This is a genomic window from Pseudostreptobacillus hongkongensis (assembly GCF_001559795.1).
In the GTDB taxonomy this organism is placed as follows: Bacteria; Fusobacteriota; Fusobacteriia; order Fusobacteriales; family Leptotrichiaceae; genus Pseudostreptobacillus; species Pseudostreptobacillus hongkongensis.
On record NZ_LOHY01000112.1, the window covers coordinates 1 to 10,440 of the forward strand.

A 10,440-nucleotide genomic window follows, 5' to 3' on the forward strand; every position below is an offset into this window, starting at 1 on the left:
TTATTTTTTTCAAATTTCCGGTACTTTGTAATAAAAATGGATACAAATAACAATAATAATCATTTTTAGCAAATGATTTTCAAATAATTTTCTAAGGAAAATATAAGATAAAGTGGGGGGGGTAGTGTTGAAAATGAATATTTTTTATGGTAAAATTTATTGTTAAAATTATAAATTTTAAGGAGGTTATTGTGAAAAAAGTATTAGCATTACTATTTATGCTTTCTTTTATAACTTATTCAGTAGATAATCTTGAAAGTAGAATTTTTAATCAAAGAGTATCAACAAGATTAGGCGTGTCACAAATGATAATGGAAATTAAAAATAAGAGTCGTCTTGCAAGTTATGAAGTATCAGGTGATATGTTTTCAGCTGATGAAATAGTTAAAAAGTTTAATGAAACAAATACTAAAATATCAGATAATTTGCTTTTAATATTACCAGATGTATATGTGTTTAATACTGATTTGACAAAATTTGTAAAATCATCTAATAATATTACGATATATTTAGCAAGTAATGATTATGGAATATCATATTTTATGAACAGAACAACAAAAAAATTAAAAGAATTAAATATTGATTTAAGTAAATATGGAATTAAATTAATAACTTTAAATCTAACTAAGGAAGAACTTGAAGAAGCTTTAGTTCAAACTTTTGATGAAGAAAATATACAAGATACAGTTTTATATAGAAAAATAAATAATATAAGGTAGGTATAAATATATGAATAAAATGCAAGAATTAAAGAGATGGCTAAAAAGAAGCCTAAAGAAAAAGGTTAGTATTAATGACAGAACTGTTATATCATTTTTAATGTTGGGGTTCATTGGATTTGGAGTGATAGTAGATGCAGCATGGAGTAATCAACCAGTACAATTTGATGGAACAACTAATCAAAAAAAGATGACAGTATTAGTGTCAGCACAACAAATAACAGGAAGAGGATCTGTTATATTTGCAGATGCGGATAAGATTGTAAATGATGATGGAATAGGTAATAAAAAAAATCCTTTGACAAATTCAGTAATTATAGGTTTTGGAGATTCAGGTGCTAGAGGACAATCTATGGAAATTGATGTAAAAAAAGAACCTGATACTGTTAGGAATGGAATAGTAGCTATAGGGGCTGTTAAAGTATCATATAATCCATTTGGAGCAGGAGATGGACTTGGAAAGGGAAGTCAAGCCGTAGCAATAGGTAATGATGTAGCTTCAACATCTCAAGCAGTAGCGATAGGGAATAATACTTATGCACTTGGTAGTTCGTCAATAGCTATAGGTAATGATGATAATAAAGAATATACAGATAAAATTAGTGAATATGATTATAATAATTATTTAAAACAACTTTATGATAAAATAGATTCAGGTAGAGTGGCTTATGGTACAGGAAGTGCTGCAAATGCAGTTTTTTCTCCCAATGTTGCGGGAGGACAAGGGTCAATATCAATAGGATCAAGAACACTAGCATATAAAAATGGGTCAACTGCTATAGGTACATTAGCTTTTGCATTAGGTAAAGGAGCAACAGCTTTAGGAACTCAATCTCGTGCTGAGGGAGAAGGAGCTATAGCTATAGGGAATAAAGCTATAAACTTTGCTGATAGAGCCTTAGCAATAGGGAATGACACTCAAATATTAAAAGAAGGTGGAACGGCAGTAGGACTTAGAGCAAAATCTGGAGGAGAAGGGTCAATAGCTATAGGTACAGATGTTTATGCAAATACTAAAATGACAATAAATTCTGATATTATTCAATTTTTAGCACATAATAGGGGTGTAGGATTAGATAAATTAGATGAAGTTGAAGAAAAAATAAGCGGAAATAGTAGTATTGTTACTAATAACCAAAGATTTCACGATGTAGATGGAATAGTTACACAAGAAGGTAAAAATGCTATAGCAATAGGAACAAAGACAATAGCTAGTGGAGATAATGCAGTTTCATTAGGTAGAGGGGCTTTTGGACTTAAGAAAAACTCATTTGCTATAGGTTCTTATTCTTTTTCGGACAATGAAAATGCTTTGGCTATAGGAACAAGTGCAAGAGCCTTAGGAAAAAACAGTATTACATTAGGAGTAGGATCAGCAACTGAAAATAATTCTGAAAATTCTACTGTAGTAGGGAATAATTCTGCTGTTATTTCTAAAAATTCATCTCTATTAGGGTCAAATTCATGGATACAAGCAGAGGGATCACTAGTTTTTGGTAATGGAACTAATATTAAACATATAAGTGAAGATGGAATTACATCAAAAAATAATATAGCTGTAGGGAATAATATTTTAATAGGATCTGGAGTACAAAATTCAATGGCTTACGGATCAGGTATTAAAATAGGTGAAGAAACTAAAAACAATAATATTGAAAATGCCACAGCTTTAGGAGTTGAAGCAAGAATTAAAAGAGTTTGGAAAAGTACAACTGAGATAGCAGATAAATTAACTAGTGATGAAGTTATAGAAAAATCTAGCGATAAAACATTTATGCATACAGGTAATAATACAATGGCACTAGGGAATAATTCAGTCGCTTCACTTGAAAATTCAGTTGCTTTAGGTTATAAAAGTGTGACGGATTATACATATCGTGATTTATTACATCCAGGTTGGACTGCAAAAGGATCACTTGCAATACCTACAACAGGACAAACAGGAGTAATATCTGTAGGTTCTAAAGGGAAAGAACGTCGTATAGTAAATGTGGCTTCAGGTTGGTTGGATACAGATGCTGTTAACGTAGTTCAATTAAGAACATTAGAAGAAAAGGTAGATAGCAGAGTTGATAATATAGAATCTGGAATGCACTATTTATCTGTTAATAAGTTAGGTCAAGATACTGATGGATTAAAAGGTTCACAATCTGTTACTGAACTTATTGAAAGAAGAAAAAATTATGATATGTATATTAGATATAAGATACAATCACTGCAATTAACAGCTAGAGAAAAATGGTTGGGGGAAAAATTTGATCCTACTTCTAAAAGAGCGATAGATGATAAGGTTAGGGAAATAGAAAATGCAGATACATCAAATTACATAAAAAATGCTGCACAAGGCTTAAGAAATATAACTATAAGCGAATTGGCTGCTACTGATAAGCCAGCAGATAAATATAATGAACTTGTAACAAAAATAGAAACTGTTAAGGACCAAATAACAACACCAGAAGCATATAGAAATTTAATTGGTGGAGAAGATATAGAAGAACTTAAAAAAGTAACAAACTACTCTAATGAAGGAGCTAAAGGTAAAGATTCATTAGCAATAGGATTTAGAGCTTTAGCAGGTGTAGATGCAACTAATTCAATCTCTATGGGTTATAGAACTAATGTAACAGGCGCATATTCAGTAGCAATAGGAGATAAAGCAGAAGCAAAAGCAAATAATACAGTAGCATTAGGAGCAGGAGCTAAAGCAAATGTTGAAAATTCAGTTGCAATAGGAAAAGGAACAGAAGCTAAAGCTTCAACTGAAAATTCTTATGCAACAAATAGAACATTTACAGATACTGGTAAGGTTGTTGCTTTTGGTACAAGAAGGTTAACAGGAGTTGAAGATGGAGCAAATGATGATGAAGCGGTAACTGTTAGACAATTAAAAGCGACACTTCCTACAATAATAGCTCAATATCTTCCAGGTGGAGTTAATAATTTCCCTAAACTTGAGCCAGGTGCAACCATAACTATTAAAGGTGGAGATTTTAATACACATACTACTGATTCAGAAGAATTTTATTCTGGGAACAATTTAGCTACACATATAAACGGTAATGGTAAAACACCTGAAATAATGATAGGTTTAAAAAAGATACCTACTTTTAAATCACTTAAATTAAATAATGAAAATTCAGGGGCACAATCTCTAAGTCTTACAGTTGATGATAGTGGAAATTTAAGTGTTGGAAATAAGAAAATAACAGGACTTGCTGATGGGACTGTTAGTAATACTTCTACTGATGCAGTAACAGGAAAACAATTAAATACAGTTAAAACAACTGCAGATACAGCTAAATCTACAGCTGATACAGTTGCAGGTAAAATAACAACATTAGAAGGTAAAAAACTAGGATTTACTGGTGATAGTGGAAGTAAAGTTGAGAAAAAACTTGGAGAAGATATCGCTATAAAAGGTGATGATAGCTCAATTACAACTAAAGCTGGAGATAATGCAATAACTATTAGTGTTAAAGATGGTGGTATAACAACAACTAAACTTGGGGAAAAAGCTGTAACAACAGCAAAAATAGCAGATAAAGCCGTTGGTTCAACTCAATTAGGAGATAGTGCAGTAACTACAGATAAGATAGCGAATAAGAATATAACAGAAGGTAAATTAGAGGACAGTTTATTATCAAAAATTAATGCCGGGAATACTGTTGCTTCAAATACTATAACTCTAGCTGGAGATAATGGAGCAGGTAGCACCCCAACAAAAACCACAGCTATATCTTTAAATAAAAGTGGTGGAATAGAATTTACTGTTTCAGGTAAAGACGGATTAAAAACAACAGCAAGTGGAAGTAAAGTTGAAGTTGGTATGACTGAAGATTTGAAAAATAAGATAGCTAAATTAGATAACTTAGCAGAAAATGCAGGAACTACTTATGCTACAAAAACTGATTTAAATGGAAAAGCAAATATTGCATTAGATAATATTAATACTAGTGGAATTAATAAGATTAAAGATACTGCAAAAGAAGCAGTTACAGTTACAGGTACTGGTAATATTTCAGTTTCATCATCAACAGACAATACAACACATAAAACAACATATACAGTTACTTTAGATGATGATACTAAAGGTAAAATAGGTAAAATTGCAACAGGTGCGATTGCAGCTTCTAATGCAGGTACAGTAACTGGTGGTACAGTTCATTCTTATTTAACAACAAATTATTCAACAACAACACAAGTTGAAAGTAAAATAAGTGCAGCAAAAACTACCGTTGCAAATGCTGCTAATAGTCCAATAACAGTTACTAAAGATGAATCTAATACAACAGCTAATTCTTATACAGTAGATGTAACAAAATCTAATGTAACAGGAACAGGAATTAAGGTAACAAATGGTACTGGTAAGGTTTTAGGTACTGGAAATTTAACTCTTGAAATTGAAGATAAGGCTATAACAGAAACTAAATTAAGTGATGATTTAAAAAATAAAATAGCAGCTATTGAAAATAAGGCATCAGTATTAAATCTTAGTAATGGTAAATCAGGAGCTGATGAAAAAACAGGTTCAGTTGATTTAAATACTACAAAATTAGTAGTAGCGGGGACAAATGGTGTAAGTGTTGATGTTGCAAATAATAAATTTACCGTTTCATTAGATGCAGATACTAAGGCAAAAATTGATAATGCTGGTAAGAAATCTGATGGAAGAGATGGGAAAGATGCAACAGATGGTACAGCAGGTTCAAACGGTTCACACGGTTTAACAGCAAATGATGGATTAAATGGGAAAGATTTAACAGATAAAGTAAATGCATTAAGAAATGGAGAAGCAGGAACAGTAATATTTACAAATGCAAATGGAGATAGAGTATTAAAGGCAAATAATGGTAAATACTATAAAGAAAGTGAACTTAATACAGATGGTACCCCTAAAGATGGATTTGTAAATAATGGATTAGATAATCCAGAATTAAGACTTGTAAATGCAAGTGGAAGTACAACAACAGTAACGACATTAAATAATTTAGCAAATGGATTAATGAATATAACTCGTGAAACAGGTAAGGCAATAACAGCAGAAAATGCAAAAACTGCGATTGAAGCATTATTAATACAAACTACGGGACTTGATAAAGCAGTTAATGTTGGAGATTTACAAGCATTAGCACAAGCAGGACTTAACTTTAGTGGAAATAGTGGAGATGCAGTACATAGAGCATTAGGAAAAACTTTAGAAATAAAAGGTAAATCTGATGCTACATATACAGATGATGATTATACAACAGAAAATGTAGCAACAAGAACAACAACAAATGGACTAGAGATAGGATTTAAGAAATCACCAACATTTAAAAAAGTTACAGCTGATGAAGTAGAAACAGGAAAAGCTAAGATTAAAGATGAAATAACATTTGATAAAGGTGATGGTAAAACAACAACAATAGTAGCAGGAGATGGAAAAGGATCATTATTAATAAATGGTAAAAAAGTTGCAACATCAGATTCTGCACCAGTATTATATACAGATGATCAAGGAAATATTGTAGAAAAAGGATTAGATGGTAAGATATATAAGGCAGAGGACTTAAAAGATAAGAGATATGATGTAACTACTAATAAATATTATGGAGAAGATCAATTTGTTAATGGTAAATTAAAAGAAAATCCAACAGTTGCTACATTAGTAGAAGTACCTGCTAATAAAGTAAGACACGCATTAGCGTCACTTAATGATGGAAGTGTTACAAGTGCAAAAGTGTTAGATAAGGTTGCAGATGGTAAAATAGGTGAAAATTCTAAGGAAGCTATAAATGGTTCACAAATTAAAACTGTACTTGATAAGATGGGTGTTGAATTAGATACTAACGGTAATATTAAAGCACCAGAAATTACTCCAATAAAAGATTCTAAAGATACAGCTCAAACTGCACCTACTACAATAGTTAAAGGATTGAATGATGTTATATCAACATTAAATTCAGGAATAACATTTGGTGGAGATAATGAAGCAGATAAATCTAAACAATTATTAGGATCTACACTAGAAGTTAAAAGTGGTGATATTACAACAGGAACTGATGCTAATGCAGTTAAATATGTTGGCACAAATATTAAAACAAAATATGCTAAAGATGCTTCTGGAAATGGTGTTATAACTGTTGCAATAGCAGAAAATCCGAAATTTGAAACAGTAGAAACTAAGGGTATAACTCTTGCTGATAAAACTGATGCTACTAAGAAAGCAAGTATAGTATATGATAAAGAAAAAGTTACGATTAATGGTAAAGAAGTTGTTACTAAGGAAGCATTAGATACAGTAACATCTAATAATTTCAAACTTGATGGAGATACTGGATCAACTGCTAATCAAGCTTTAAATAAAGCTGGAGGATTATCATTTGGAATTAAAGGATCAGATACAATAGAAACTAAAGCTTCTGGTAGTGATGTAACAATAAAACTTAAAGATGCATATAAGAGTAAATTAGATAATTTAGATGCAAATGCAAATGATAAGTATGCAACTAAAGATCTTGATAATATGACAGATAATGCTAAAGCGAAAGTTAAAGATTTAGCTGTGGAAGCAGTTACTGTAACAGCAGGAACGGGAATACAAGTAACAGAAACAGCTGGAACTAATAGTAAGTCGTATGAAGTTAAATTAGATGATTCAACTCAAGCTAAATTAAATAATATATCTGCTAAATCAGATGGTAGAGATGGTAAAGAAGGAAAAGATGGACAAGATTCTAATGCGACACACGGATTAACTGGTAAAGATGGCTTAAATGGTAAAGACTTAACTGATAAAGTAAATGCTCTAAGAAATGGAGAAGCAGGGACTGTAATCTTTACTAATGAAGCTGGAGAAAGATTAATTAAGGGTAATGATGGTAAGTATTATAAACCAGATCAACTTGATGATAAGGGTAATGTTAAAGCAGATGCTCAAGGTAAAGGAGTAGAAAATCCAGAATTAAGATTAGTTAATGCAAATGGAGAAACAACAAAAGCTACAACATTGAATAACTTAGCAAGTGCGTTAAGCAACCGTGATGCAGATACAGCAATAACTGCTGAAAAAGCAAAAGGAGTTGTTGAGACATTATTAACTAAGACTAACGGATTAGATAAAGCTGTAAACTTAGCAGATTTACAAGCTATCGCACAAGCAGGACTTGACTTTAGTGGAAATACAGGAGTAGCTACTTTACATCGTGCATTAGGTACAAAATTACAAATTGTAGGTGAAGGTACACCAGCTACTGATTTTGTAGGAGCAAGTGATAATATTAATGTTAAAGCTATTGAAGATGCAACAGATAAGATATCTAAACTTGAAATTCAATTAGCTAAAGCATTAAAAAATATTGAATCTATACAAAATGGAGATACTAAGATTACTTTAGATAAAGATAAAGGTGTCGCTATAAATGGTAAAGATGGTGGAACAGTAGTAGTTAAAGGAAAAGATGGTAAAGACGGAGTAAGTATTAAAGGTGGAGACGGAACAAATGCACCAACAATAGCATTTAATAAGACAGATGATAGTAAAGGTACAGGAACAATAACTGGACTTAAAGATCCTGAATTAAATGATGACGGTACACCTAAAGATCCAACAGCAGCAACTACAGTAAATTATGTAACTAATAAGATTGAAGGAGCTAAAACTGAAATTACAAATAAGATTACAAATATTGTAGATGGAGGTATGAAGTATACTGGAAATGACAATGTTGAAGTAACAGTTAAGTTAAATAAAGGATTAAATATTAAAGGTGAAGGTACTTATGATGGTAAAGATTCTGCAAGTGGAAATATAGCAGTTATTGGAAATAAAGATACAAGCACACTTGAAATTAAACTTAATAAGAACTTAAATAATATTGAAACAGTATCAAATGGTAAGTCTAAGATTACATTAGGTGAAAATGGTATATCTATATCAGGTAAAGATGGTAAAGATGCAGTAGCTATTAATGGAACAGATGGAACAAATGGAGCTTCAATAGTAGTTAAAGGAAAAGACGGCAAAGATGGAATAAGCATTAAAGGTGGAAACGGAACAAATGCACCAACAATAGCATTTAATAAGACAGATGATAATAAAGGAACAGGAACAATAACTGGACTTAAAGATCCTGAATTAAATAATGACGGTACACCTAAAGATCCAACAGCAGCAACTACTGTAAATTATGTTAATAACTATGTAACTAATAAAATTAATAGTGTAACAGAAAAGATGGATAAGGGTCTAAACTTTGTTGGAAATGACGGAGATAAGGTTAATGCTAAATTAGATGGAACTGTAAGTATAACAGGAGAAGGAACTGTACCAACAGGAACTAATACAGCAGCTAATAATATTAAAGTTGAAAAAGATACAACTACAGGTAAGACAGGATTAGTTGTTAAACTTGCTGATAAATTAACAGGAATGACTAGCTTTGAAACTAAAGAAGAAGGTGGTAAGAAAGTTACTATTAATAAAGAAGGTATTACATTTAATAAAGATGCAGATGGTAAAGGTACTGGAGTTATAACAGGTCTTAAAGATTCAACAGATGCTACATCTGCAGTTACTTATGGAACATATAATACATTTAAAACTGAGGTTAATAATAAATTAGATAAGGTTAGTACTATTAAATATGTGGGAGATAATAAGGTAGAAAATACTGTTGCTCCTGATACAGGATTTAAGTTTAAAGGTGATGGCAATATTGTAACAGAAGGTAAAAAAGATGGAGAAGTTACATTTAATTTAAGTAAAAATCTTGATTTAGGAACTAATAAAGCACTTGGAACAATCAGAGGACTTAAAACTATTGAAAATGATTTAACTTCAGTAGCTACAGTTGATTATGTTGAAAACAAGCTTTTATCTACAAATAAAATTGCTAAAAAAGCTCTTTCTGGAGTAGCTAATGCAGTAGCTATGGCTAATTTACCACAATTTAATTCTATAGGAAGTGGACACGCTATAGTAGCAGCTTATGGTTATTATGAAGGTTCAAATGCTTTAGCTTTAGGGGTAAATGGAACTAATAAAAAGAAAACAGTAATATATAGAGCTAGTGGTTCATTAAATACTAATGGACAGGTAGCTTTAGGTATAGGTGTTGGTTATCAATTTGCAAATGAACAATCTGAAGAAATTAAAGATACAATAAGTAGTAATAAGTCACTTAAAAAAGAAATTGCAATTTTAAAAGATAAAGATGCTGAAAATAGAAATATCATTGATAATCTTAAAGATGAAATGAAGAAAAAAGATATTGAGAATGAATATAAGACTCATAGACTTGAAGAGGAAAATAGAGAAATCAAATCTTACATTGATGAATTAAGAAAAGAAAATGAAAAAACTAGAGAAGAACTTAAGAAATTAATGGAAGAAGTTAAAAAGAAAAAATCTGAAACTAAATAATTAAAGTTATGATCTAAAATTAGAGGAAGAAGTAAAATTCTTTCTCTTTTTTATAACCCATAAATTCAAAAATATTTTTATTTATGTAATTGTATAGAGTTTGCAAAGAAAAATTAATGTTAAATTTCCTTTTAGCTAATTCTAGAGCAGCATAAGGAGAGTATTTATTACTTAATAGGTAAGATATATAAAAGAAAATCTTATGGCAATGTAAAGTATTAAATGCACAAAAACGAAAATAGATGTTTGTGATAATATAAGAATGTAGATTTGTGATTGAATAAGAATGTATAAAATTAAGGTTCTTCACAAATATTT

At 30.8% G+C, this 10,440-nt stretch carries 2 protein-coding genes; both read left to right on the forward strand.

Annotated features, from left to right (window positions below; genetic code table 11):
• Window positions 1-191: 191 nt before the first annotated feature.
• The gene (locus tag AYC59_RS05855) at window positions 192-719 is read left to right on the forward strand and encodes a hypothetical protein (RefSeq protein ID WP_066896285.1); all 528 of its coding nucleotides are present in this window, start codon (window positions 192-194) and stop codon (window positions 717-719) included.
• 10 nt (window positions 720-729) lie between these two features.
• The gene (locus tag AYC59_RS05860; RefSeq protein ID WP_066896288.1) at window positions 730-10,122 is read left to right on the forward strand and encodes a YadA-like family protein; all 9,393 of its coding nucleotides are present in this window, start codon (window positions 730-732) and stop codon (window positions 10,120-10,122) included.
• Window positions 10,123-10,440 lie beyond the last annotated feature (318 nt).